This is a genomic window from Aeromonas sp. 601039, from assembly GCF_049174415.1.
GTDB classification, from domain to species: Bacteria; Pseudomonadota; Gammaproteobacteria; order Enterobacterales; family Aeromonadaceae; genus Aeromonas; species Aeromonas veronii_A.
In genome coordinates this window covers 24578-50360 of record NZ_JAAKTL010000021.1, presented here as the reverse complement: position 1 = coordinate 50360, position 25783 = coordinate 24578, and the positions used below count along the sequence as shown (strand labels likewise).

20 protein-coding genes are annotated in these 25783 nt (G+C 60.2%); 9 read left to right on the top strand and 11 right to left on the bottom strand.

Annotated features, from left to right (window positions below):
- Nucleotides 1-28: 28 nt before the first annotated feature.
- The gene (locus G5195_RS16165) at nt 29-658 is read left to right on the top strand and encodes a DUF2268 domain-containing putative Zn-dependent protease (RefSeq protein ID WP_139493857.1); all 630 of its coding nucleotides are present in this window, start codon (nt 29-31) and stop codon (nt 656-658) included.
- A 54-nt stretch (nt 659-712) separates the two neighbouring features.
- A complete protein-coding gene (locus tag G5195_RS16160) occupies nt 713-1165 on the top strand; it encodes an NUDIX pyrophosphatase (RefSeq protein ID WP_368171360.1) in 453 nt (150 codons plus the stop codon).
- Nucleotides 1166-1263: 98 nt separating this feature from the next.
- Here G5195_RS16160 and phnX read toward each other — a convergent pair whose 3' ends face one another.
- Genes phnX through phnW form a run of 3 tightly spaced genes read right to left on the bottom strand, consistent with a single transcriptional unit; the run spans nt 1264 to nt 4659 of the window.
- Complete coding sequence (gene phnX / locus G5195_RS16155) at nt 1264-2103, bottom strand: phosphonoacetaldehyde hydrolase (RefSeq protein ID WP_421223215.1); 840 nt, start codon at nt 2101-2103, stop codon at nt 1264-1266.
- The gene (locus G5195_RS16150) at nt 2096-3520 is read right to left on the bottom strand and encodes an aspartate aminotransferase family protein (protein ID WP_421209291.1); all 1425 of its coding nucleotides are present in this window, start codon (nt 3518-3520) and stop codon (nt 2096-2098) included. The genes phnX and G5195_RS16150 overlap by 8 nt, the downstream gene beginning before the upstream one ends.
- Nucleotides 3520-4659, bottom strand: a complete 1140-nt coding sequence (phnW, locus tag G5195_RS16145) for a 2-aminoethylphosphonate--pyruvate transaminase (RefSeq protein ID WP_421236308.1) — start codon at nt 4657-4659, stop codon at nt 3520-3522. Before phnW ends, G5195_RS16150 begins: the two co-directional genes overlap by 1 nt.
- A gap of 265 nt (nt 4660-4924) precedes the next feature.
- Here phnW and phnR point away from each other — a divergent pair, with 265 nt between their 5' ends.
- The 5 genes from phnR to G5195_RS16120 all read left to right on the top strand — a co-directional run bounded on the left by phnR (nt 4925) and on the right by G5195_RS16120 (nt 11297).
- A complete protein-coding gene (phnR, locus tag G5195_RS16140) occupies nt 4925-5632 on the top strand; it encodes a phosphonate utilization transcriptional regulator PhnR (RefSeq protein ID WP_047438836.1) in 708 nt (235 codons plus the stop codon).
- 120 nt (nt 5633-5752) lie between these two features.
- Complete coding sequence (locus G5195_RS16135; protein ID WP_005352506.1) at nt 5753-6772, top strand: putative 2-aminoethylphosphonate ABC transporter substrate-binding protein; 1020 nt, start codon at nt 5753-5755, stop codon at nt 6770-6772.
- A gap of 272 nt (nt 6773-7044) precedes the next feature.
- Nucleotides 7045-8139 carry a putative 2-aminoethylphosphonate ABC transporter ATP-binding protein gene (locus G5195_RS16130; protein ID WP_421236307.1) on the top strand — a complete coding sequence of 365 codons (1095 nt, stop codon included), beginning with the start codon at nt 7045-7047 and terminating at the stop codon, nt 8137-8139.
- Entirely contained in the window at nt 8136-9872 is a 1737-nt protein-coding gene (locus G5195_RS16125; protein WP_421236306.1) for a putative 2-aminoethylphosphonate ABC transporter permease subunit, read from the top strand. The genes G5195_RS16130 and G5195_RS16125 overlap by 4 nt, the downstream gene beginning before the upstream one ends.
- Before the next feature lie 18 nt (nt 9873-9890).
- On the top strand, nt 9891-11297 hold the full coding sequence (locus G5195_RS16120; RefSeq protein WP_421236305.1) for an FAD-dependent oxidoreductase: 1407 nt from the start codon (nt 9891-9893) through the stop codon (nt 11295-11297).
- A gap of 83 nt (nt 11298-11380) precedes the next feature.
- Here the strand turns inward: G5195_RS16120 and G5195_RS16115 are convergent, their stop codons facing one another.
- Nucleotides 11381-12079, bottom strand: a complete 699-nt coding sequence (locus G5195_RS16115) for a TetR/AcrR family transcriptional regulator (protein ID WP_421236304.1) — start codon at nt 12077-12079, stop codon at nt 11381-11383.
- A 196-nt stretch (nt 12080-12275) separates the two neighbouring features.
- Here G5195_RS16115 and G5195_RS16110 point away from each other — a divergent pair, with 196 nt between their 5' ends.
- The gene (locus G5195_RS16110; protein WP_421236303.1) at nt 12276-14207 is read left to right on the top strand and encodes an amidohydrolase; all 1932 of its coding nucleotides are present in this window, start codon (nt 12276-12278) and stop codon (nt 14205-14207) included.
- A 721-nt stretch (nt 14208-14928) separates the two neighbouring features.
- Nucleotides 14929-15573 carry a hypothetical protein gene (locus G5195_RS16105; protein ID WP_421236302.1) on the top strand — a complete coding sequence of 215 codons (645 nt, stop codon included), beginning with the start codon at nt 14929-14931 and terminating at the stop codon, nt 15571-15573.
- A gap of 86 nt (nt 15574-15659) precedes the next feature.
- Here G5195_RS16105 and G5195_RS16100 read toward each other — a convergent pair.
- From G5195_RS16100 to sdhA, 7 genes are all read right to left on the bottom strand, one after another.
- Nucleotides 15660-16879 (bottom strand): IS3 family transposase gene (locus G5195_RS16100; protein ID WP_216978836.1). Its coding sequence is split into 2 segments (ribosomal slippage): nt 15660-16531 and nt 16531-16879, totalling 1221 coding nucleotides; the frame shifts between segments, so codons are not numbered across the junction.
- A 114-nt stretch (nt 16880-16993) separates the two neighbouring features.
- Complete coding sequence (gene sucD / locus G5195_RS16095; RefSeq protein ID WP_005346088.1) at nt 16994-17866, bottom strand: succinate--CoA ligase subunit alpha; 873 nt, start codon at nt 17864-17866, stop codon at nt 16994-16996.
- The gene (gene sucC, locus G5195_RS16090) at nt 17866-19032 is read right to left on the bottom strand and encodes an ADP-forming succinate--CoA ligase subunit beta (RefSeq protein WP_005346090.1); all 1167 of its coding nucleotides are present in this window, start codon (nt 19030-19032) and stop codon (nt 17866-17868) included. The genes sucD and sucC overlap by 1 nt, the downstream gene beginning before the upstream one ends.
- Nucleotides 19033-19136: 104 nt before the next feature.
- Nucleotides 19137-20324, bottom strand: coding sequence for a 2-oxoglutarate dehydrogenase complex dihydrolipoyllysine-residue succinyltransferase (gene odhB / locus G5195_RS16085; RefSeq protein ID WP_033116131.1), 1188 nt, complete (start codon nt 20322-20324; stop codon nt 19137-19139).
- 33 nt (nt 20325-20357) lie between these two features.
- Nucleotides 20358-23168, bottom strand: coding sequence for a 2-oxoglutarate dehydrogenase E1 component (gene sucA, locus G5195_RS16080; protein WP_421236301.1), 2811 nt, complete (start codon nt 23166-23168; stop codon nt 20358-20360).
- A gap of 115 nt (nt 23169-23283) precedes the next feature.
- Complete coding sequence (locus tag G5195_RS16075) at nt 23284-24000, bottom strand: succinate dehydrogenase iron-sulfur subunit (RefSeq protein ID WP_421223204.1); 717 nt, start codon at nt 23998-24000, stop codon at nt 23284-23286.
- A gap of 16 nt (nt 24001-24016) precedes the next feature.
- A complete protein-coding gene (gene sdhA / locus G5195_RS16070) occupies nt 24017-25783 on the bottom strand; it encodes a succinate dehydrogenase flavoprotein subunit (protein ID WP_040066317.1) in 1767 nt (588 codons plus the stop codon).

Here is a 25783-nt window from a genome sequence, read left to right as displayed (position 1 = left end):
CTCTCTTTCAATAGACAAGGATGTCTGGATGCAACTCACCCTGTTAAACGACTCGGGCAAATTCGATGGGCTCGATGACACCATTAGGCATGTCTTTGCCGAGACGGCGCACAAATTGACTGCCTTGTTCGATCTCTCCCAACTGGATGTCACCTTCAGCCCTTTTGCCGAGGGGGATGCGCCCGACTCTGGTATCGGTGGCTGGGCCATCAACATGTATCGGATAGAACTCCAGCTTGATCTGGAACGGCCTGATATCAAAGAGGTGATCATCACCGAATTGCCTGCCGTGCTGGCCCACGAAGTCCACCATATCGTGCAAAAGAAGAACAAGGTGGAAGCAGAAACACTGGCCGAAAACCTGATTTTTGAAGGGCTGGCCTGCTACTTTGAGCAGAGGTTCAATGGCGGCACACTCCCCTCGCTGTTCAAGGAGTCTCATCATCATGACTGGAAATCGCTCCTGGCAGAGATGACGCCCCATCTATCCAGCAAGCAGTTCAACTTTTTAGACTTTTTCTACTGCCGTGATAACCGGCCATTTCCCAAATATGCCGGTTACTGGGTGGGGTTCAATCTGGTGGCCAACTATCTGGCCAAAAGCGGCCTGAATGAAATAGAGGTCATGGGCCTACCCGCCGAGGCATATTTCAATTAACACGCCTTCACACTGTTCGTGGCTATCACAGAGCCCAAATCCGGAGAGAAGATCATGATCCCCATTCGCTGCAAGGCCGTCTCTGGCGTTGCCCTTACCACTGTCGATGGCGAAACCAGATTGCTGGTGATGAAGCGGGTCAAGGGAGGCTTCTGGTGCCATGTGGCGGGCACGGTGGAGGCGGGTGAAACCGGCTGGCAGACCATTATTCGGGAGTTTGGCGAAGAGACGGGGATCAGGGTCACCGAACTCTACAACGGCCAGTATCTGGAGCAGTTTTACGAGGCAAGCCTGAATACGATAGAGGTAGTGCCGGTCTTTGTGGTCTATTGCCCGGCTAATCAGGCGGTGACCCTCAACGATGAGCACACAGACTATCGCTGGTGTTCCCTGGCCGAGGCCAAGGCGTTGGTGAGTTTCCCCGGCCAGAAGGCGCTCTACGACCATATCTGGCACCACTTTGTCGACAACGCCCCCTCTCCCCTGATGCGGGTCGATATCCGCTGACCGCGCACGGCTTCCCCCTGTAAATGCAACACGCCCCCGGATGGGGGCGTGTTGCATCTAAAGCCAGCCAAACGCTTTTGTTAGACCAAGCAGATGGCCTACGGCCGCTCGCCAGCGGCCAGACGGCGGTTGATATCGGCGATAACCGGGGCGATGTCGGCCAGGGTATCAATCACATAGTGCGCCCCCGCCGCCCGCAGTTTGGCCTCGGCCGGTGCGCGCCGGGCGGCGATCTCCGCATCGCTCATGGCGGCAAACTCGTCCCAGGTGGCACCAAATTCGTTGCCGGAAACCGACAATCCCACCGTCCACATGCCCGCGTTAAGCCCTTCGCTGATACCCGGCACGGCGTCATCCACCTTGATGCAGCGATGCACGGCGCTTATTCCCAGCTCAATTACGTTGGCCAGCGCCATCCAGGGGCCGGGGCGACCACCAGCCTTGAGATCGTCGGTGGCGACCCAGTGATCCGGGCGGTAGCCGTGATCGGCCGCCGCTGGCACCAGCGCCTCCATCACCGGACGGGGATAACCGGAGCAGGAGCCGATTTTCATCCCCTGCACCCGCAGAGCGTCCAGCACCGGCAGCACACCGGGGATGGGGGCGGCAAAGCGGGTCACGGCGGCAATCTGCAGCGGCATAAAGGTGTGATAAATGTGGTCCACCTCGGCGTGGCTCATAGGATGGCCGAAGCGGGCCTGCCAACGCGCATCCACCGAGGGCAGACGGCCCAGCGCGGCGATATGATCCCACTTGCCAAGGCCCATGGGCTGGCGTGCTTCGTCCAGGGTCACGGGAAAGTCATAGGCGCGGGCTAAGGCCTCGACGAAGATGGAGGTGGGGGCGAAGGAGCCGAAGTCGACGACGGTACCGGCCCAGTCGAGGATCAGCGCCTCCACGTCGGTGGTCGGGTGGATGGCAGTCTGCAAGTCAGTCATGGTGGTGTTCCTGTTTCGGTGAAAGTGCGATCTCGCCCAATGCGCGATCGAGAATGGAAATGGCGCGCACCAGATCGGCGCGGGCGATATTGAGCGGTGGCGAGAGCTGGATGACGTTCCCTTGGGAGACCTTGAAGCTGAGCCCCAGCTCCAGACAGCGGTAGAGCAGCCGCTCGGCGGCCTGGCTATTGCGGGTGCGACTCTGGTGATCGACCACCAGATCGAGCGCCCACAGGAGGCCGATACCGCGCACCTGCCCGATCAGCGGGTGACGTTCGGCCAACTTGCCGAGCTCGGCCGCCATAAAACGGCCATCCTCCTGCGCTTTTGCCAGCAACCCCTCTTCGCGGATGGTAGCGATGGTCGCGAGGGCCGCCGCGCAGCCGATAGGGCTCTTCTCGTGGGTGTAGTGACCGAGCGAAATAGCTGCGGCCTGATTGAAACGGTCGCGGGTGATGAGCGCCGCAAACGGTACCACCCCGCCCCCCAGCCCCTTGCCCAGACAAATGATGTCAGGCTCGATGCCGAACTCTTCAAAGCTGAACCAGTGGCCGGTGCGGCCCAGGGCATTGGGGATCTCGTCGACGATCAGCAACACCTTGTGGCGATCGCAGATCTCCCGCACCCGCTGCCAGTAGGCCTTCGAGGGCACCTGCACATCGGTGTTGCGGATAGGTTCGGCGATAAAGGCGCCGATCCCTCCCTCCTTCTCGATGACGTACTCCAGATAATCGGCGTAGTGCAGGTCATCCCCCTCCCCGCGATACCAGACGCCGCGATAACGGGTGGGGGGCGGGATGCGCTCCACTCCGGCCATCAATGGGCCCATACCGGCGCGAAAACAGGCCTCGCCGCCGACCGAGATGGCATCGAGAGAGGCGCCGTGAAAGGCATCCCAGAGGGACACCACCTTGCTGTTGCCGGTGATGAAACGGGCGAGCTTCAGGGCAATCCCCACCACCTCGCTGCCGCCGGGGGCGAACAGTACCCGGTTGAGATCGCCGGGGGCCAGTTCAGCCAGGGTGCGGGCGCAGTCGATGGCAACCTGATGGGTGTAGCGGCGGGGCGCGAACGGCAGATCGGCGAGTTGCTGCTGCACCGCGGCCACCACCCTGGGGTGACCGTGGCCCAGCTGATGGACGCTGTTGCCGTGAAAATCGAGGTAACGCTTGCCCGATACGCTGGTCAGCCAGCTCCCCTGCGTGCGCTCAAGCAGATCGAGACAGGGGGTGGAGAGGGCCTGATGGAGAAAGTAGCGGCTATCCTCCGCCAATCCCGCCTGCACCGCCTCGCTCTGACCTGCCCACCAGCGTGAGCGCCCCTCGCCGAGGTTGATATCCCCTTCGCTGTCGGCGCGGCCGCTGCCGTGCAGCTTATGGTCGTGCTGATCGCAACCGTGAGGCGCCATGCTGGTCATCACGCGTCCCCCTGCCAGTAGCAGGCGCTGGCCATGGCGGCGAGCAGATCGCGCACCCGCTCTGGGGTCACATCACCGATATTGCCGATACGGAAGCAGTCGGCTTGCGAGACCTTGCCCGGATAGATGACAAAGCCCTGCGCCTTGAGCCGCTGGTAGAAGTCGGCGAAGCGGTAGTCAGGGTGGGTCGGAGAGTAGAAGGCGGTGATGATGGGGGATTGCCATTTTTCTGGCAGCAGCGGCGCAAAGCCGAGGGCAGCCATCCCCGCCACCAGCGTGCGCTGATTTTCACTGTAACGCTGATGACGGGCGGCGATGCCCCCCTCTTCGTCCAGTTCGCGCAGGGCCTGGGCAAAGGCAAGCACGGTATGGGTGGGCGAGGTAAAGCGCCACTTGCCCCCCTGCTGCTCCATGGTCTGCCACTGGGCATGCAGGTCGAGGGAGACTGAGCGGGCGCGCCCGGCACAGGCCGCCAACGCGGCGCGGCGAGCGATGACAAAGCCAAAACCCGGCACCCCCTGAATGCACTTGTTGGCCGAGCTGATAAGAAACTCGATGCTAAGGCGTCCCATGTCGATGGGGATACCGCCAAAGCTGCTCATGGCATCGACGATCAGGCGGATGCCGCGGCGCTGGCAGAGCTCAGCCACCTCATCGAGCGGATTGAGCATGCCGGTGGTGGTCTCGCAGTGCACCATGGCCAGATGGGTGATCTCGGGGTGGCGCGCCAGCATCGCCTCGATGGCGGCGGGCTCCGGGCGGGTGGTCTCGCCGCAGTCCAGCTCATGGTGACGCAGGCCAAGGCAGCGGGCCATCTCCCCCATGCGGGCGCCGTAGGCGCCGTTGTTGATGATCAGCAGACACTCATCGATGCCTATCGCCGAGCCCAGCACGCTCTCCACCACATAGCTGCCACTGCCCTGCAGCAAGACGGCGCTGTAGTCACTTTCATATTCAGGGCCGGTGGCGAGGCGCACCAGCTCGCGGCGGATGGGCTCCACCACACCGAGGTTGTAGTCCGCATCCCAGGTGCAGCTGTCTTGCAGCATGGCGGCGCGCACCGTGGCGGTGGTCGAGAGGGGGCCCGGGGTCAGCAGCAGGTAATCGACGGCGGCGGGGGCCGCAGGAATATGGGTCATGATTTCGCTCCTATTGGTATATACCAGAATGAGCGCATTGTGGGTAACTCCCCCGCCAAGGTCAAAGGGGTGGCGCTACGTGCAACAAAAAATTCATTTTCAGCGCAGGGATCGCGATAATCTAGGAAGCCTGAACAACAGGGGCGATTCTGGTATCTACCAACGCATGTTGATGTTGCCGTGAAACGACCGGGCAGATGACCTGTCCTGTGCCCAGCCAATTGCCCAACTCATTGCACAACTTATTGCAAAACCAGGGATTTTCATGAGCAAACCGCAATATCTGCAAATCAAGGATGCCCTCGCCAACCAGATCTTGGCGGGAGGGCTGGCCCCCAACGACAAGCTCCCCTCCGAGCGGCTGCTGGGGGAACTCTATGGCACAACAAGAGTCACCATCCGCGAGGCGCTGGTGCAGCTGGAGGCGAACGGCCTTATCTATCGGGAGGATCGCCGCGGCTGGTTCGTCACCCCGCCGCGCTTTCGCTTGAACCCCAGACGCACCTCCAACTTTCACCAGATAGTGCGGGAGCAAGGGGGAGAACCGCACACCGAGCTGCTGGAGAAAAGCCGCCAGGCAGTACCGCCCGCGTTGATGGCGCAGCTGCAGCTCAAGCCGTTCGACAGCCTGTTTCTGCTAAAACGGCTGCGCTACGCCAACGGGCGCGCCATCTGCTACTGCGAGAACCACTGCCTGCCTGAGCGGGTACCCGGCCTGCTGGAGCTGGATCTCAACGGCAGTCTGACCGAGATCTACCAGGCCCATTACGATCTCCACTACGCCCGCATGCAGGTACGTTTCTTCCCCACCGCCCTGCCGGACGAGGTGGCCAAGGCGCTGGGGGCCACCGCCGGTCTACCCGCCCTGCGCCTCGAGCGACTCAACTTCGATCAGCACGGCCGGGTACTCGACTTCGATCTGGAGTACTGGCGTCACGACAGTCTGGAGATCGAGGTGGATACCCAGGATTAGTCACGGATAAATCAGGAACGGCAAAACGTCACGGGGCTGTCACGGTCACGTCATAAAGATCCCCTAGCCTCTCTCTCGACCAATCTGGTTTATACCAAACCAATTTAACTGGAGAAGAGGATGAAACAGGGAACCCATCTGCTGGCTGCCGCCGTGCTGGCTGCCATGACCGCCCCGGCACTGGCCGCGACCGATCTCACCGTCTACACCGCCTTCGAACCGGAGCAGCTCAACGAGCTGAAAACCGCGTTCGAGCGCCAGCATCCGGACATCAACATCAAGTGGGTGCGTGACTCCACCGGCGTGGTCACCGCCCGCTTGCTGGCAGAAAAGGCCCAGCCCAAAGCGGATGTGGTATGGGGACTGGCCGCCACCAGCCTGATGCAGCTCGATCAGCAGCAGATGCTCAATGCCTATGCACCGAAAGGACTGGATAAGCTCGACAGCCGCTTTCGCGACAGCAAGGCCGAGCCGCACTGGATCGGTCTGGACGCCTTCTTCAGCGCCATCTGCTTCAACAAGGTAGAGGCAGAAAAACAGGGGATCCCGGCCCCCACCAGCTGGGCCGACCTCACCAAGCCCATCTACAAGGGCAAGGTGATCATGCCCAACCCCAGCTCCTCCGGTACCGGTTACCTGAGCGTTGCGGGCTGGCTGCAGACCATGGGCGAGCAGCAGGGCTGGCAATTCATGAACGGCCTGCATCAGAATATCGACCGTTACACCCACTCGGGCTCAGCCCCCTGCAAGCTGGCCGCCAGCGGCGAGACGGTGATCGGTATCTCCTTCGACTTCCCGGCTACCAGCCTCAAGGCCAAGGGTGCCCCCATCGAGGTGGTGTTCCCGAAAGAGGGTTCGGGCTGGGATATGGAAGCCGCCGCCATCATCAAGGGCACTCCCAAGCTGGAAGCCGCCAAACAGCTGCTCGACTTTGCCGCCACCGAACAGGCCAACGCCCTCTACAACAAGTCGTTCGCCGTGGTCGCCATTCCCGATGTAGCCCAACCGAGAGCGGGCTATCCGGCGGATATCAAAGGCCAGATGATCGACAACGACTTTAGCTGGGCAGCCCGCGAGCGCAACGCCATCCTGGCCCAGTGGAGCGCCAGCTTCGACGGCAAGACCGAAGCCAAACAGTAAGCGTGAAGGGCGGCGGTTTGTTCACGCCAGACACACCACCGCCAATAAACTGCCAGTCGAAGGCCAACAGCTGTTGGCCTTCGCTTTTTGGTTTTAACTTCCCAAGTTTGTATTGCCTTCAATTAGCGATGCTTAGTCCATTCGCACAGTGCCCAACTACTTGCTGGCGACCCGATGTCATTTGACTGTCATCAAGCTGTCATCCCCCGATCACCTGACCGTCACACTTCACCCGCAAACTGGTATATACCAAATCAGTAGCGAGTCGAACCATGACCCAGCCCTATCTGGACATTCAACATCTCAACAAGCAGTTCGGTGCTTTTCAGGCCCTTAAAGGGATCTCTCTGACCATTGAGCCAGGGGAGTTTATCTGCTTTCTCGGCCCCTCCGGCTGCGGCAAGACCACCCTGCTCAGAGCCATCGCCGGCTTGGATCTGCCGGACAGCGGCGAGATCTGGCAAGGGGGACGCAATATCTCCCGCCTGCCGCCCCAGGAGCGCGATTTTGGCATCGTGTTTCAGTCCTATGCTCTCTTCCCCAACCTGACGGTGGCCCAGAACATCGCCTTTGGCCTTGAGAATCAGGGGCTGGCGCGGGATCTTATCAAGGAGCGAGTCGATCACTGGCTGGGGCTGGTGGATCTCACTGCCCAGTCCCACAAATACCCGAGCCAGATCTCTGGCGGCCAGCAGCAACGCGTAGCGCTGGCCCGGGCGCTCGCCCTCTCCCCCGGTCTGTTGCTGCTGGACGAACCGCTCAGCGCGCTGGATGCGCTGGTGCGCACTCATCTTCGCAGCGAGATCCGCGCCCTGCAGCAGCGCCTTGGCATCACTACCATCATGGTGACCCACGATCAGGAAGAAGCGCTGACCATGGCCGATCGCATCGTGGTGATGGAGGGCGGCCGCATCGTACAGGTGGGCACCCCGCAGGAGATCTACCACCAGCCTGCCAGCCGTTTCGTGGCAAGCTTTGTCGGCACCATGAACTTCCTCGACACTCTGGTGCTCGGCCCCAGCCAGGTGCGCCTCAACGAGCAGCCGCTGCAACTCACCAACCGGGCGGTGGCCGGCAGCAAATTGCAGGTGGCGATCCGCCCCGAGGCGATCACCCTGGGTGCGCCGAGCGAGCCCTGTCTTGGCCAACATGGCGTTGAAGCAACCATCGATCAGGTGGAGTTTCTTGGCGCCGCCCAGCGCCTTATCTGCACCGCCGACACCTATCTGGGCCCGCAGCAGATCCTGGTGGAGCGCCCGACCCACGAGCTGCCCCGCCACGAACAGGGTGGCTGGCGCAGCGGCATGCGTTGCTCGCTGCACTGGCCCGCCGAAGCGATGCAGCTGTTTGAAGGAGATCGACCATGACTGCCCCCTTCGCGACCTCCTCCCTGCTGCCGCCAGCGACAGCCCGCCAAGACTCTCGCTGGCAGCGGCTTTGTCGCGGCTGGAGCCGGGATCAACTGCTGCAGCTGATCCTGCTTTTGCTTGGCATCGCCCTGCTGGTGGGGGGCCTCTTGCTGCCCCTGCTTACCATGCTGCAAAAGAGCCTGCAGGATGAGAACGGCCTCTGGGTGGGCCTTGCCAACTTCAGCGCCTACTTCGACTCCCCTCATCTGGGGCGCACCATAGGCAACACCCTCTGGCTCGGGGTGCTGATCACCGCGCTGGTGGTGACCATCGCCTTTGGCTACGCCTATGCCCTCACCCGCACCTGCATGCCGGGCAAGGGGCTGTTTCGCCTCATCGGCCTTATCCCGCTCTTGATGCCCTCCCTGCTGCCCGCCATCAGTCTGGTCTACTGGTTTGGCAATCAGGGGATCGCCAAGGGGCTGCTCGGCGGCGAGAGCATCTACGGCCCCATCGGTATCGTCATTGGCCTTGGCTTCTGGTGCTTTCCCCACGCCCTGATGATCCTCATCACGGCGCTCGGTCAGAGCGATGCCCGCCTCTATGAAGCCTCCCGGGTGCTCGGCAGCAGCGGCTGGCGCACCTTTGTCACCGTCACCCTGCCCACCGCTCGCTACGGTCTTTTGAGCGCCGCCATCGCGGTGTTCACCCTCACCATCTGCGACTTCGGGGTGGCCAAGGTGATTGGCGGCCAATACAGCGTGCTGGCCACCGACATCTACCGACAAGTGATCGGGATGCAGAACTTCTCCCTCGGTGCGGTTGCCAGCGTCACCCTGTTGCTGCCGGCACTCTTGAGCTTTGCCCTGGAGCACAGGGTACGCAGCAAGATGCAGGAGCAGAGCAGCACCAAGGCGGTGCCCTATCAGCCCAAACCCCATCGGCTACGGGATCTGCTGGCGCTCGGCTGGTGCACCCTCTGGGCCCTGCTGTTTCTGGCGCTGGTCGGGATGGCGGTTTATGGCTCCCTGGTGCAGTTCTGGCCCTATAACCTCGGGCTGACGCTGGATCACTACGCCTTTGACAGCAACAGCGTCTACGGCTGGCAGCCCTTTACCAATACCTTGCAGTTGGGTCTTTTTACCGCCCTTGTGGGCACAGTGCTGGTGATGGTGCTGGCCTGGGCGCAGGAGAAGGGGCGCCACTTTGCATGGCTACGCCAGTTGTTGCATCTGCTTGCCATGCTGTCGCTGGCGGTGCCCGGCATGGTGCTGGGGCTGGGTTACATCTTCTTTTTCAACGGCAATCCGCTCTTTGGCGGCCTCTATGGCACTCTGCCGCTGATGGTGCTCTCCTGCGTCATCCACTACTACACCGTGGGTCATATGACTGCGCTGACCAGCCTCAAGCAACTGCCCAAAGAGCTGGAGCTGGTGGCCATCTCATTGCGCATTCCGCTCTGGAAGGCGTTCTGGCACGTCACCCTGCCCGCCTCCCTGCCAGCGCTCTTGGAAATCTTTATCTATCTGTTCGTCAACGCCATGACCACCACCTCGGCGGTGATCTTCCTCTACTCGAGCGACAGCGTGCTCGCCTCCATCGCCGTGCTGAATATGGAGGATTCCGGCGATACCGCCGCGGCCGCTGCCATGGCCACCCTGATCCTGCTGGCCGCCGCCACCGTCAAGCTGCTCCAGCTCTTTTTGAGCCGCGCCCTGCTGGATCGCACCCAGCGCTGGCGCCACCCATAACCTTGTTGAGGAGTCATGATGTCCACTCTCCCCTTCTGGCTGGCCGAAGCGCTGGCCGCCGAACAACCCGCGCCACCCACGCCCCTCATCGGCCACCACGAGGCCGATGTCTGCATCGTCGGTGGCGGCTTTACCGGGCTGTGGAGCGCCATCGCCCTTAAAACAGCCGAGCCGCACTTGCGCATCCTGGTGCTGGAGAAAGATCGCTGCGGCAGCGGCGCCTCCGGGCGCAACGGCGGCTGTTTGCTCAATTGGTCGGCGAAGTATTTGACGTTAAGGCGCCTGTTTGGCGAACAGCAGGCCGCCTGGCTGGTGCAAAAATCCGAGCAGGCGGTACACGAGATCGCCCGCTTCTGCGAAACGCACAACATAGAGGCACAGCTGAGGGTCGAGGGCACTTGCTACACCGCCACCAGCGAGGCCCAGCGCGGCCTGATGGAGCCGGTATTGCAGGCGCTGAAGCAGGCCGGCCTTAACCAGTGGCAAGTGATTGAAGAGAGTGAACTGGCGAGCCAGAGCGGCTCCCACGTCCATCTGGAGGGGCTCTACAGCCCCCACGCGGGTTCGGTGCAACCGGCACTGCTGGTGCGCGGCCTGCTGCGGGTGGCGCGGGAATTGGGGATCGAGGTTTATGAGGGTTCCCCGATGCAGCGCCTCGACGCGGGCCAGCCTGTACGGGTGCAAACGCCGCAGGGCGAGGTGTGTGCCCGCAAGGTGGTGCTTGCCCTCAACAGCGCCATGGTGCAGCACTTTCGCGAGTTTCGCCGCAGCATCGTGCTGGTCTCCTCCGATATGGTGATAACCGACCCCGCGCCGGATGCCCTTGCCGCCCAGCAGCTTGAGCACGGCCGCAGCGTGGTGGATGGCCGCACCTTTGTGCATTACTACCGCTCAACTCCGCAAGGGCGGCTGATGCTCGGCAAGGGGGGCAACACCTTCGCCTTTGCCAACCGCCATTTGGCCGAGTTCGATGCCCCGAGCCGTTATCTTGCCCCCCTCACCCGCACCCTGCGCCGCTTCTTTCCGGCCCTTGCAGAGGTGCCCATCGCTGCCAGCTGGTGCGGCGCCTCCGACCGCTCGGTGGATGGCCTTCCCTTCTTTGGCCACTGGCGAGGACAGCCCAATATCGTCTATGGCCTCGGCTATTCCGGCAACGGGGTGGCCCAGAGCTGGATCGGCGGCCAGATCCTGGCGGCCCTGGTGAGAGGCGAGGTGCGTGAAACGGACAAGCCGTGGCGTGACTGCGCGCTGGTAAGCGGCCCGCGCGGCTATTTTCCGCCCGAGCCGTTTCGCTGGCTGGGCGCCATGGCGGTACGCAATGCCATCCGACGCAAAGAGCGGGCGGAAGATGAGAACCGACCGGTAGCCTGGTATGACAAACAGCTGGCCAAACTTGCCGATGCGGCGGGCAAGGCGGATAAATAATCGCGCTGACTTCGCTCTTGCACGGTTCAGCCACGTCTGGCTACAACAAGCAAAGCGCCGACCCGCACACCTTGCGGCGCCTGTTATGGCGCCGCCTTTGCCTGTACTTCCGTGCCCATAAGCAGGGCTGGCCTTGCCTGCCACACCCGTGCCGGGTCGGACTCGGCAATAGCGGCGGCGATCAGCTGCTCGCTCCAGCGACGATGCAGCAACCACATCCTCTGGCCCGCCTCCCCATCACCACGGGTGCACTGCTTGGTCACATCAGCGGTGCGATAGAAGTAGCGCACCAGACTCGTGAGCTCGGCCTCCGGCCAGCGGCAGCCAAAGTCGCGCAGCAGGGATGACCAGAAGTCAATCTGGCGCCGCTCGTGCTCCTGCTCGAACACGTGCAGTTCGGGGATAAGATCCATGGCGTGCCACAAGGCACCATAGCCGACAAAGCGGCGATCCAGCTCTTCAAGCGCCAGATCCAGCAGTGCCAACGCCTGCGGCCAACTCGTTGCCTCGATACGGAGCTGTTGTTGCGCCTCGCAAACCGCCGCCAGCCACCCCATAGCGAGACGGCAAATGATCGCCTCCTTGTTGGGATAGAGGTGGTAGAGCGATTTGATCCCGACTCCGGCCCGATCAGCAATGGCATTGGTGTTGAGAGCGGCAAAACCTCGCTCCTGCAGCAACATCAGCGTTGCCTGTTCAATACGGCTCGCCACCTCCTGACTGCGCTGCTGCCGTGGCTGACGCCGCATATGCAGGGCGGCAGGCACTCGTTGTTCTGACATCTTCTCTCCTTCGAACCACTGGGGTCCCCTCTTTGCCCGGGTCACGACCGGTAGTGGCTCATTGACATCCATGAGACAAAGTAAACAAAAAGTTAAATAAATGCAGTAATTACTGGATTTTTTCAGAATAGCTGCAATAAACATATCTGCTCAGATCTGCAGTAATTACTGCATTTACCCCAAGGAGAGCAGTGCAATGGATAGCAAACAGACCTCAACCCGATTTGGCATCACCCTCCTGTTGGCCGCAGGCCTGCTCGGTGGCTGCCGAAGTGACACCAATGATACGAATGGGGCAACGACCCTCTATCTCAATGGCAAGATCCACACCCAGGATGGGCAACGTCAGGTGGCCGAGGCCATGATGATCCGCGACGGCCAGTTTATCTATGTGGGCAACCGGGAGGGGGCCGAAGCGCTCAAGCGCCCCACCACCCGAGTGGTGGACCTGCAAGGGCGTATGGTGCTGCCCGGCCTGCACGACAACCATATCCACTTGCTCGGTACGGTAGCACTGGACATGTGCGATCTAGATGGCAAACCCGTCACTCTGGATCAGCTGGCCGCCAAGATCAGCACATGCCTGCCCCGCTATGCGGCCAAGCCGGGGGAGTGGCTGGTGGTCAATCAGTGGTCCCCCTATGAGGGCAATACGGCAACCGCCAGCCATGCCACCCTGCTGGCGGCCCTCGATGCCGCCGCCCCCGACAATCCGGTGGTGCTGGCCGGGGTCGATGGCCATGCCAGTGCCTACAACTCCCGCGCCCTTGCCATGGCGCAAGATAACGATGGCAACACAATCGGCTTCAATGGAACTACGCTGGCCCCCGGCGGGGCCTTCGAGCCCTTTATCCCCTATGTCGACCTGACCAGCGGAGTGGTGCGTGACACGGCCCGCAGCGCCATTCCGGTGCCCGATAGCGGCCTGCTGAGCGCCAGCGATGAGCAGGCAGCCAGCCAATACGACCAGATCCTGCCCGCCATTGCCGAGCTGATGGCCTCTCGCGGTATCACCAGCATTCAGGATGCCTGCGCCACCGACTTTATCCGCCAGCGACTACTCACCATGCAGTCACGGGATCTGCTGCATATGCGTGTCACGGCCGCCACCTGCTTTAGCGATGATGATTATCAGGGCAAACTCGATATAGAGGGGCATCTTGCCAAGGCCAGCCAAGTGAGAGAATCCTTTGCCAACAACCCGCTGATCAAGGCCGATGCAGTCAAGATCTTCCTCGACGGTGTGCTGGAAGGGGATCCCTTCACAACCCCCCCCTTCCTGCCCAATGCCGGCATGCTGGCAAACTACCACACCCCCCATCTGGCCAGAGACCCGGCTACCGATGAAGTGACCATCACAGCCGACAGCGAGGAGTCCGGCAGCAACGGGATCGTCAACTACCGGGAGGCCGACCTCACCCGCTATATAGGGGCGCTGGACAAGGCAGGCTTCAGCATCCATATGCACAGCATCGGTGATCGCACCACCCGCACGGCGCTGGATGCCCTCACCGCCGCCCGCGCCAGCAACGGTGATAGCGGCATTCCTCACACCCTGGCCCACCTGCAGGTGGTCCATCCCGATGATCAAAAACGGCTCGGCGAGCTTGGGCTCTACCTCACCTTCACCTATGCCTGGACCTCCCCCCAACTGGCCTACGACATGCTGGTCGCCTCCTTTATTCAGCCGACCCGGGTGGGCCAATCCCTGAGCGATGCCCTCTACGATCCCCTCGGTTATCTGCACGACGCCCTCTACCCAGTCGAGAGTTCACGCAAGGCGGGCGCCATACTGGTCGCTGGCAGCGATGCCCCGGTCGACAGCCGGGATCCCCGCCCCTTCGAAAATATGGCGACCGGGATCATCAAGGCTCCCCAAAGCGGCGATGACTATCGCGCCAGCCAGCGCATTACCCTGGACGAAATGCTGGCGGCCTACACCATCAATGGCGCGCGCGCGGTGCGCCAGCAGGCCATCAGCGGCTCCATCGAAACGGGCAAATCGGCCGACTTTATCGTGCTGGATCGGGATCTCTACCAGCTGGTCGCCGCCGGCAAGCCGGAGCAGATCGCCGATACCAAAGTCACCCGCACCGTCTTTCGCGGGCAGACGGTTTTTAGCCAATAGGGTTCAGGTGATATGGCGAGCATGAGCATCTGGTCAGCGGCGATCTGAGCGAATGCCGCAAGCACAGCGCCTTTTAAAAGCAAAATGCCGACCTTTTGGTCGGCATTTTTATGATGCGGCGTGATAGCCGGAGCTGATAGCGAGCAACGCAGTGCAAGGGCCAATCAACGAGAGTTAGCCCGCGTTTGGCTTGGTACTTTGCCACAAATCGGCGGCGCATTGGCAACCAGCCCAGCCAGCTGGCTTTCCCAATCGGCGGCAGGATTGATTCACCAGCGAAACAGCATCAGCCAAGTTGGTTGCAACAGCGTAACAATCTTGGCCTGTTGGATTCTGCCTGTAGGTAAAGGCCGTGGCATACCAATCCCCCGATCGTCCGAATACGCTTCGCTATTCGAACCTACGAACTGGGTCGGCATTGATACAACGGAGTTATTCTCCAACAAGAATCGTAATCTAACGATGTTCACCAAAAAATCGTCGTAGAAAATACTTTTCCCAAAAGGTTAGAATACACATCGTTATTCTCAATTACTGACTTTCATCAAGTTTAAAACATTGATCTGTTACTATAAAATTCATGTAGGTCCTGTGGCATACTATCTTCTTTGAGTGTAACGATGAGCATCTATTTTGACACTTATCAACCGCCTGTTTAAATGATTCGTAAAACACCAACAACATATAGCAGACATCTTACTTCACTCGCTAGGAAAATAAAATGAAAGCTTTTCTAAAGAAAATAAATGAAGCAGCATTGGATAGCGCTTGGGTGTTTGACTTGGCAAGATCAGCAGAGAAAATGTTAGATCAGAATTGCTGTGGAGACGATAATTTGGCGTGGAAAGATGGGCCATATCTATCAGCCCCTGCAAATGAAAAAGAAATTATAAGAACTCACCCCTACTGTTTTAAAACAAGTAATGAAATGTCTGTTCTATCTGCCATGATTCTTGGTGACAAACCAACTAGAAATAAAAACGGTGGCATTAAAGCACCATTCAAAAGTATTCCTAACGGCGTATCTAGGGCTGAGCCTGTAATTGCAAAACTTGCTATCATTGAACTATTTGAGATATTTAAAGATTTCCTTGTATCTTTCAATGGCCCATACAATAAGAAAAAACTAACTGAATGGAACGACAAGATCGATGATGACGACATAGATAAAATAACCAAATTGGTTGATAGACGAAATGAATTAACTCATGATGATGCAGGTACTGCTCTACCAACAATGAAGGAAGCTGTCGATTACTATCGGATGATAAGAGCCTATGGTATTTATCTTTGGATGGTAGCAACTGACTGTGAAAGTGAAGAGGTAGATAGAATAATGGCCGATGTTGCTGAACAAAGATTTTAATACTCAGATGAGCTAAAATTTTTGAGACAATTAGACATGTCTAGTCCTGAAATAGGTTTACACATTTTCAACTAGCATTTCCCTACTCAGAACCCCCTATGTACCGCATCGGGGGTTCTGTATTTCAACGCATGATGCGGCCGCTCCGCGTTGTAAATATCTACTGCTTCACGCACCATCTCCCGCGCTTGCGCCAAATCCTGCGGGCTTTGCAACAATAACTCTCCTTTCAAAATCCCGTTCACCCGCTCCGCCAACGCATTCTGATAACAGTCATACCCATCCGTCATCGAGCATTTCACCCCGTACCGTTCATGTAATGACTGATACAGTCCCGAGCAATACTGCACGCCACGGTCTGAGTGATGGATTAGCTCCCCGCTGCCACACCGTTGCTTCAGCGCTTTCTTGAACGCCATCGCCACCGACTCCGCGTGCATCCCTTCGTGCACGTGATGGCCCACTATCTTGCGTGAGTAGGCATCCGTCACCAGGCTCAGGTACAGCGGCCCGCTCCTGGCTGGCAGATAGGTGATATCAGCGACCCAGACCTGCTCCGGGGCCACCGGCGTAACCTGCTCTGGTCCCGCTTTGAGCAAGTTGGGATGACGGTAGAAACGGTGAAAACTGTGGGTGGTCTTGTGATACGCCCGCTTAAGCTGCACCAGCAGGCGGTGCTCGGCCAATATCCGAAACAGCCTGTCCCGCCCGACCTTGAGCCCGCCATCATCCTGACCCTGCAGCAGATAATGCAGCTTGCGAGTGCCCACCCGAGGTTGTCGCAGTCGAACCTGACGCACGAAGCGCACCACCTGCAAGCCCTGTGCATGGCGCTCGTCGGCGACCCGATTGCGCTTGTAGTAAGCCTGCCGGCTTATCCCCAGAAACAGGCAAGCCCTGACAATGGTCAGCCTCTCGACTTGCCGCTGCGAGAGGACTTGCCGGGTCGCTTTTTTACGATGGAGACGCCGTAGTCATTCTTCAGTACATCGACGACGGCCTCAAAGAACTGGGCCTTCTGACTCATCAGCGCCAGCTGTTGCTCGAGTTCCTTGATGCGCTGCTCGGGCGTCTGGTTGTCGGGGTCTGGCATGGTGATGCTCCTGCCGGCACGAACAGAAGCCCCCTGGCTCCAATCTTGCCGACCATGTTTACGCAACCATACCAGAACGGTGGAGCGGCCCTGAATGCCATAACGCACCTGAGCCTGTTTGTAGGTGAGCTCGCCTTTTTCAATCTGCTCGACCAGCGCCAGTTTAAAAGTCAGCGAGTAATCGCGCTGTGTCCGTTTCACACCTTGTCCCATCGGGTTCTCCATTTATTGGGAGGAAAGGTGTAAACCATATTCAGGACGGGACAACATGAATAAAAAAGCCGCCCATCGGGCGGCTTTTTATTAGAGATAACGGGCGATAAGGAATTACCAGCCGGTCACTTCGCGCAGAGCCTTGCCGATATCGGCCAGGGAGCGGACGGTTTTCACGCCAGCATCTTCCAGCGCGGCAAACTTCTCGGCGGCGGTACCCTTGCCACCGGAGATGATGGCACCAGCGTGGCCCATCCGCTTGCCGGGAGGCGCGGTCACACCGGCGATATAGGAGACCACCGGCTTGGTGACGTGGGCCTTGATATAGGCGGCCGCGTCTTCTTCGGCGTTGCCGCCGATCTCGCCGATCATCACGATCGCTTCGGTCTGCGGGTCGTTCTGGAACATCTCCAGAATGTCGATAAAGTTGGAGCCCGGGATGGGGTCGCCACCAATACCGACGCAGGTGGACTGGCCAAAGCCCTCGTCAGTGGTCTGCTTGACCGCTTCGTAGGTCAGGGTGCCGGAGCGGGAGACGATGCCCACCTTGCCCGGCTTGTGAATGTGGCCCGGCATGATGCCGATCTTGCACTCACCCGGAGTGATAACGCCCGGGCAGTTGGGGCCGATCATCCGCACGCCGGTCTCTTGCAGCTTCACTTTGACGTCCAGCATATCCAGCGTCGGGATGCCTTCGGTGATGGTGACAATCAGCTTGATACCCGCGTCGATCGCTTCCAGGATCGCGTCCTTGCAGAACGGTGCCGGAACATAGATGACGGTGGCGGTGGCGCCGGTCGCTTCGACCGCGTCACGGACGGTGTTGAACACCGGCAGGCCCAGATGGGTGGTGCCGCCCTTGCCCGGGGAGACGCCGCCGACCAGCTGGGTGCCGTAGGAGAGCGCCTGCTCGGAGTGGAAAGTACCCTGACCGCCGGTAAAGCCCTGGCAGATGACTCGGGTGTCCTTGTTGATCAGTACGCTCATCAGTTGGCCTCCGCTGCTTTGACGACTTGCTGCGCGGCATCGGTCAGACTCTTGGCCGCAATGATGTTGAGGCCGCTCTCGGCCAGCTTGATACCACCCAGCTCGGCGTTGTTGCCTTCCAGACGGACCACGACGGGCACCTTGACCCCCACTTCCTTGACCGCACCGATGATGCCTTCCGCGATCATGTCGCAGCGCACGATGCCGCCGAAGATGTTGACCAGCACCGCTTTGACGTTGCTGTCGGAGAGGATGATCTTGAACGCCTCGGTTACGCGCTCCTTGGTGGCACCGCCGCCGACGTCAAGGAAGTTGGCCGGCTTGCCGCCGTGCAGGTTGACGATATCCATGGTGCCCATGGCCAGACCCGCGCCGTTGACCATGCAGCCGATGTTGCCATCGAGGGCCACATAGTTGAGCTCCCACTGGGCAGCGTGCGCTTCGCGGGGGTCATCCTGTGACGGGTCGTGCATCTCGCGCAGCTTGGGCTGGCGGTACAGCGCGTTGGCGTCGATGTTGATCTTGCCATCCAGGCAGTGCAGGTTGCCCTGCGCGGTGATCACCAGCGGGTTGATCTCCAGCAGCGCGAAGTCGCAGTCGAGGAACATCTGGCCCAGACCCATGAAGATCTTGGTGAACTGTTTGATCTGATCGCCGACCAGACCCAGTTTGAAGGCCAGCTCGCGCGCCTGATAGGGCTGCGGGCCAACCAGCGGGTCCAGGGTGGCCTTGTGGATCAGATGGGGGGTTTCGTGGGCGATCTTCTCGATGTCCACGCCACCTTCGGTCGAGGCCATGAAGACCACGCGACGGGAGCCACGGTCAACCACGGCGCCCAGGTAGAGCTCTTTGGCGATGTCGGTGCAGGATTCAACCAGGATCTTGGTGACCGGCTGGCCGTTGGCGTCAGTCTGGTAGGTCACCAGATTCTTGCCCAGCCAGTTCTGGGCAAAAGCACGGATCTCATCCTTGCTCTTGGCCACTTTCACGCCGCCCGCTTTACCGCGGCCACCGGCGTGTACCTGGCATTTGACGACCCAGGTATTGCCGCCAATCTTGTCGGCCGCTTCGGCCGCTTCCTGCGGGGTAGCACAGGCATAACCTTCGGAGACCGGCAGGCCATACTCGGCAAACAGCTGTTTTGCCTGATATTCATGCAGATTCATAGATGCTCTATCCGTGTTGTAGGTATTTCCGTCCGGGGCTCGTGTTTCTCAATCCCCTGTGAGTGGGGGCCTCGGGGGCCCCTCGTTATCTTTCAGTTGGTTGCTCAGACGTCCAGCAGCAGGCGGGTCGGATCTTCCAGCAGCTCCTTGACGGAGACCAGGAAGCCTACCGATTCGCGCCCGTCGATGAGACGGTGATCGTAGGAGAGGGCCAGGTACATCATCGGCAGGATCTCGACCTTGCCGTCAACGGCCATCGGGCGATCCTGGATCTTGTGCATGCCCAGAATGGCGCTCTGGGGCGGGTTGATGATCGGGGTGGACATCAGGGAGCCGAACACACCACCGTTGGTGATGGTGAAGTTGCCGCCAGTCAGCTCATCCACGGTCAGTTTGCCGTCGCGGCCCTTGCCGGCCAGATCCTTGATGGCCTTCTCGATGTCGGCCAGGCTCATGTTGTCGCAGTCGCGCAGTACCGGGGTCACCAGACCACGGGGGGTGGAGACGGCGATGCTGACGTCGAAGTAGTTGTGGTAGACGATGTCGTCACCATCCAGCCCAGCGTTCACTTCCGGATAGCGCTTGAGGGACTCCACTACCGCCTTCACGTAGAAGGACATGAAGCCGAGCTTGATGCCGTGCTTCTTCTCGAAGATCTCGCCGTACTGCTTGCGCAGATCCATGATGGGCTTCATGTTGACCTCGTTGAAGGTGGTCAGCATGGCGGTGGTGTTTTTCGCTTCCAGCAGACGCTCGGCGATGCGCTTGCGCAGACGGGTCATCGGCACCCGCTTCTCGCTGCGACCGGCCAGCGCGGCAACCGGTGCGACCGGCGCAGCAGCAACCGGAGCGGCTGCGGCAGGCTTGCTCAGCGCCTTGATGTAGGCTTCCACATCATCCTTGGTGATGCGACCGCCCTTGCCAGTGCCGGTCAGCTTGGCCACATCGATGTCGTGCTCGCCAATGAGACGGCGCACGGAGGGGCTCAGGCCATCGGCGCCATCATCGGCAACCGCTTCGGCCGGCTTCTCTTTGGTCTCTTCACCAGCCACGGCAGCCGCCTTGATGGTGGCGATCAGCTGGCGGGAGAGGACGGTTGCCCCCTCTGCCTGCAGAATGTCGCCCAACACGCCAGCTTGCGGTGCCGGCACTTCCAGCACCACCTTGTCGGTCTCGATGTCGACCAGCACTTCATCACGGGCAACCAGATCACCCGGCTTCTTGTGCCAGGTGGCAATGGTGGCATCCGCCACTGATTCCGGCAGGTCCGGTACCTTGATCTCGATAGTCATCTAATCAGTTCCTTGTTACTTCTTGTTCAGGGCTTAGGCCAGAGTAAGGGCATCTTCCACCAAAGCTTTCTGCTGCTTGGCGTGGACGGACATGTAACCAACCGCCGGTGAGGCGGACGCCGGACGACCGGCATAACGCAGGGTGGCTCCGGTCGGCAGCACCTCATCGTAGTTGTGACGGGTGCAGTACCAGGCGCCCTGGTTTTGCGGCTCTTCCTGACACCAGACAAAATCGGTGACGTGGCTGTAATCGGCCAGAATGGCGCGCACTTCCTCTTCCGGGAAGGGGTAGAGCTGTTCGATCCGCACGATCGCCACATCCTTCTGCTCCGCCTTGCGACGGGCTTCGAGCAGGTCGTAGTAAACCTTGCCGGAGCAGAAGACCACCCGCTTGACCGCTTTCGGATCCAGCGCGTCGATCTCGCCAATGGCGTTCTGGAAGGTGCCTTCCGCCAGATCTTCGAGCTTGCTCACCGCCAGCGGATGGCGCAGCAGGGATTTGGGCGTCATCACGATGAGCGGACGGCGCATCGGGCGCACTACCTGACGGCGCAGCATGTGGAATACCTGAGCCGGGGTTGAGGGGACGCACACCTGCATGTTGTGCTGGGCGCACATCTGCAGATAACGCTCCAGACGGGCGGAGGAGTGCTCCGGCCCCTGCCCCTCGTAACCGTGCGGTAGCAACATGGTCAGGCCGCACATCCGGCCCCACTTCTGTTCGCCGGAGGAGAGGAACTGATCCACCACCACCTGAGCACAGTTGGCGAAGTCACCGAACTGGGCTTCCCAGATGGTGAGGCCGGCCGGCTCGGCACTGGCGTAGCCATATTCAAAGGCAAGTACCGCGTTCTCGGTCAGTACCGAGTCGTAAATCTCGAACGGACCCTGCTCGTCGTGCAGGTTGCACAGCGGGGTGTAGGTGCTGGCATCGGTCTGGTTGTGCAGCACGGCGTGGCGGTGGAAGAAGGTGCCACGGCCGGAGTCTTCACCGGTAAAGCGGATGCGGGAACCCTTGTCCACCAGAGTGGCGTAGGCCAGGGTCTCGGCAAAGCCCCAATCCACCAGCTTCTCGCCGGCAGCCATCAGACGGCGGTCTTCGTAAATCTTCTCGACCTGACGCTGCAGCACATGGGTTGCCGGATACTGGCTCACCCGCTCGCCGAGGGCTTTGAGGTGATCCATCGGCACTGTGCTGTCATAGGCCATGTTCCAGTCGTGGCCAAGATAGGGGGTCCAGTCGACGGAATGCAGCTCCATCGGCCGCCACTCCTTGCTCACCCGCTCGCCGCGATCCAGCGCTTCGCGATACTCGTTGACCAGCGTCGTCGCCTGCTCCTGGGCAATGCTCCCCTCGGCCACCAGCTGATCGGCGTAGATCTTGCGCGGGGTCGGGTGCTGCTTGATCTTCTGGTACATCAAGGGCTGGGTCGCGCTCGGCTCATCCGCTTCGTTGTGACCGTGACGACGGTAGCAGACCAGCTCGATCACCACGTCGCGTTTGAAGGTGTTGCGGTAATCCAGCGCAATCTGGGTCACCAGCACCACGGCTTCCGGATCATCCCCGTTGACGTGCAGCACCGGCGCCTGCACCGCCTTGGCGATGTCGGTGCAATATTCGGTGGAGCGCAGGTCACGGATATAGGAGGTGGTGAAACCAACCTGGTTGTTGATGACGATGCGCACCGTCCCGCCGACGCCATAGGCACGGGTCTGGGACATGTTGAAGGTCTCGGCCACCACGCCCTGACCGGCCATGGCCGAGTCACCGTGAATGGTGATGGGCAGCACGCTGGAACCATCCTTGTCACCGCGACGATCCATCCGGGCACGGACCGAGCCGATGACCACAGGGTTGACGATTTCGAGGTGAGAGGGGTTGAACGCCAGCGCCAGATGGACGTTGCCACCCGGGGTCGCGAAGTCGGAGGAGAAGCCCATGTGGTACTTCACATCACCGGTACCCCAGGATTCGCCATGCTTGCCGGCAAACTCGTCGAACAGATCCTGAGCGCGCTTGCCCAGCACGTTGATCAGCACGTTGAGGCGACCGCGGTGGGCCATGCCGATGACGGCCTCTTTGCAGCCCTGCTCACCGGCGCGACGGATCAATTCTTTGAGCATGGGCACCATGGCATCGCCCCCTTCCAGGGAGAAACGCTTGGCCCCCGGGAACTTGGCGCCCAGATATTTTTCCAGCCCTTCGGCAGCGGTCAGGCTCTCGAGGAAGCGGGTCTTCTCTTCGAGGGTATAGGTCCCCTTCCCTTCGATGGATTCGAGCCTGTCTTGCAGCCAGCGCTTCTCCTCGGTGGAGGTGAGGTGCATGTAGTCGGCGCCTATGCTGCCGCAGTAGGTTTTCTTCAGCGAGGCATAGAGATCGGAGAGCACCATGGTCTCGCGACCGATGGCGTAGGAGCCCACGTTGAAGGTGGCCTCCATGTCCGCGCCTTGCAGGTTGTGATACGCAGGGTCCAGTTCGGCAACGGTTTCACGCGCCCACAGGCCGAGCGGATCCAGATTGGCGTTTTGATGGCCGCGGAAACGGAAGGCGTTGATCAGCTGCAATACCCGCACCTGCTTGGCATCCACTTGCGGATCGGAGACGGGGGCACTGTAGCGAGAGGGATCCTTGGCCAGACGACGGAAATAATCGCGGACCTGGGAGTGGGGTTGTTCAACCGCATGGCCATTGACCTGGGGCAGCTCGCTAAACAGGCTGCGCCACTCGTCGGACACGGAGTCAGGATTTTCCAGGAAGGATTCATACAAATCCTCAATATAGCTTGCATTCGCACCAGCCAGGTGAGATGACTCCAACCAGGCCTTCATCACGCCGTTATGCATTTCTATCCCTTGTACTTCTTGTTACTGCTGCGCAGCTTGTAGGGGTCAAATAGCCATCCTGCCACGGGTGGGATGGCTATCCAGAGGTCGGGCCAGCACCTGGCCGGCCCTGATACTAAACAGCCCGATTGAGCAACATCGACTTGATCTGGCCAATCGCCTTGGTCGGGTTCAAGCCTTTCGGACAGACGTTCACGCAGTTCATGATGCCATGGCAGCGGAACACGCTGAAGGCGTCGTCCAGATTCCCCAGTCGTTCGGTGGTCGCGGTGTCGCGGCTGTCAGCCAGCCAGCGGTAGGCGGCGAGCAGCCCGGCCGGACCGATGAACTTGTCGGGATTCCACCAGAAGGAGGGGCACGAAGTGGAGCAGCAGGCACAGAGAATGCACTCGTACAGGCCGTCAAGCTTGGCGCGCTCTTCGGGGGATTGCAGGTGCTCACGCACCGGCGGCAACTTGTCATCATTGATGAGGAAGGGTTTGACCTTCTCCCACTGGGTGTAGAACTGGGTCATGTCGATCACCAGATCCCGGATCACCGGCAGGCCGGGCAAGGGGCGGATAACGACGTTATTGCCCTTCTTCAGCAGGTCGGAGAGCGGGGTGATACAGGCAAGACCGTTCTTGCCATTCATGTTGAGACCGTCTGATCCACAGACCCCTTCGCGGCAAGAGCGGCGGAAGGCGAGCGTGGGATCCAGCTCTTTCAACTGGATCAGTGCGTCGAGCACCATCATGTCGGAACCTTCAGGAATATCAAGACGATATTCCTTCATATGGGGGACGTAATCAACATCCGGATTGTATCTGTAGACAGAGAATGTGACGTTCATAGGGCTGGCTCCGCAATCAGTAAGTCCGGACCTTGGGCGGGAACGCCTCACGGGTCTTGGGTGACATGTTGACAGCGCGACGGGTCATGGACTCGGTGTCCGGATGATAGAGGCTGTGGCACAGCCAGTTCTCATCGTCGCGATCCGGGAAGTCGAAGCGGCAGTGAGCACCGCGACTCTCGGTACGGAAGTTGGCGGCAACCGCCGTGGCAAACGCCGTCTCCATCAGGTTGTCCAGCTCCAGGCACTCGATGCGCTGGGTGTTGAACTCTTTGGAGGTGTCATCCAGACGGGCTGACTTGAGGCGCTCGCGGATAACCTTGAGCTCGGCCAACCCTTCTGCCATCGCAGCACCTTCGCGGAACACCGAGAAGTTATTCTGCATGCAGCGCTGCAGGTCTTTGCGGATCTGCACCGGGTCTTCCCCGTCACGGCAATTTTCCCAGCGGTTGAAGCGGGCCAGTGCGGCATCCAGATCCGACTCGGAAGCATCGCGGCCGTGATCCATCTCGCCCAGGGTGTTGACCAGATGCATGCCGGCAGCGCGGCCAAACACCACCAGATCCAGCAGGGAGTTGCCACCCAGACGGTTGGCACCGTGTACGGAGACGCAGGCAATCTCGCCCACCGCAAACAGACCGACCACCGGTACATCGTTGCCATTCTTGTCCTGAGTCAGGCACTGGCCATTCACGTTGGTCGGCACGCCGCCCATCATGTAGTGGCAGGTCGGAATGATCGGGATCGGCTCTTTGACCGGATCCACGTGGGCGAAGGTGCGAGAGAGCTCGCAGATCCCCGGCAGACGGGATTCCAGCACCTCTTTGCCGAGGTGATCCAGCTTGAGCTTGATGTGTGGACCCCAGGGACCATCGCAGCCACGCCCTTCGCGGATCTCTATCATGATGGAGCGGGCCACCACGTCGCGACCGGCCAAGTCCTTGGCGTTCGGCGCATAACGCTCCATGAAGCGCTCGCCATCTTTATTGAGCAGATAGCCACCTTCACCACGGCAGCCTTCGGTTACCAGTACCCCTGCCCCGGCGATGCCGGTCGGGTGGAACTGCCACATCTCCATGTCCTGCACGCCGACCCCGGCACGCAGCGCCATGCCGACGCCGTCACCGGTGTTGATGTGGGCGTTGGTGGTGGACTGGTAGATACGACCGGCACCGCCAGTGGCCAGCACGGTGGCCTTGGCCTTGAAGTAGACCACTTCACCGCTCTCCATATCGATGGCGGTACAACCCACCACATGGCCATCCTGGTTCTTCACCAGATCCAGCGCATACCACTCGGAGAAGACAGTGGTCTTGTTCTTGACGTTCTGTTGGTAGAGGGTGTGCAGCAGGGCGTGACCGGTACGGTCGGCCGCAGCCGCAGTACGGGCAGCCTGCTCGCCACCGAAATTCTTGGACTGACCACCAAACGGACGCTGGTAGACAGATCCGTTGTCGAAACGGGAGAAGGGCAAGCCCATGTTCTCCAGCTCATAGATAGCCTCGGGACCGGTTTTGCACATGTATTCGATGGCTTCCTGATCACCGATGTAATCGGAACCTTTTACCGTGTCATACATATGCCACTGCCAGTTGTCATCGTGGGCATTGCCCAGCGCAACCGTGATGCCGCCCTGGGCGGAGACAGTGTGAGAACGGGTCGGGAAGACCTTGGACAACAGAGCGCAGCTCTTGCCGGACTGGGCAATCTGCAGCGCGGCGCGCATACCGGCACCACCGGCACCAATCACCACCGCATCAAATTCACGAGTTGGAATAGTCAC